Origin of the sequence: Mesotoga sp. UBA5825 (assembly GCF_002432955.1) — a bacterium.
In the GTDB taxonomy this organism is placed as follows: domain Bacteria; phylum Thermotogota; class Thermotogae; order Petrotogales; family Kosmotogaceae; genus Mesotoga.
In genome coordinates, this window is the sequence record NZ_DJHG01000128.1 from 3,457 (window position 1) to 4,192 (window position 736).

Here is a 736-nt window from a genome sequence, read left to right on the forward strand (position 1 = left end):
GTGAGCTCTCTCGATCCTCTCGACGCCGTCGTACAGCTTTTCGAAGGCGAAACAGATTTGGCAGTCTTTACCGACCTCACTGTCGGCGAGCTCGTCAAGAATGCAGGCTACAGCATGGACGACCTGGAAGCACTTATTGAGCTTCAAACAAACTACTTCTACATCGCAGCTTCGAAGGGAACGAACTTCGGTATGATTCTGAGCTTCCAGAAGACTCTCGACGAAATGAAGCGCGACGGAAGCTTCGAAGAAACAATCAGAGAGTTCGTGCCGAACATGCTCGTGACATCGCTGCTCTGGAATTCCTCCCATCTTGATGTCAAGGGTCTTCGAACCTCCATGAACACCCTCTCCGTAGGCGAGATAGCTACCGTGGAACTCCAGGAGAACGGCTCCACCGGTTATATCTGGGACGTAAAGATAACCAATCCAAACGTCGTTTCGCTGATCTACGAGGGCTCGATCTTCGAAAGGAAGTTCCTTGACGATTCCCAACTTGTGGGAGCGCCCTATAGTGTCCAGTGGGTATTCGAAGCCCAGCAACCCGGCGAGACAGTTGTCATATTCTCCCTCAGGCGCCCCTGGGAAAGCGTCCATCCAATACAGACCTTTGCGATAAACATAGTAGTCGAGTGAAAACGAAACATCCATGATTATAGTGGCAGGAAGGCTTTTGCGGCCTTCCTGCCGTTAGGGTGTGTGTGTAGTACAGTTCCAAGTTACAAGTTCTGAGTTG

1 protein-coding gene is annotated in these 736 nt (G+C 50.8%); it reads left to right on the forward strand.

Going from position 1 to position 736, the window contains the following annotated elements:
* The coding region (locus B3N33_RS12285) for a protease inhibitor I42 family protein (protein ID WP_292593504.1) at nucleotides 1-636 on the forward strand (636 nt) is incomplete at its 5' end.
* Between the last annotated feature and the right edge of the window lie 100 nt (nucleotides 637-736).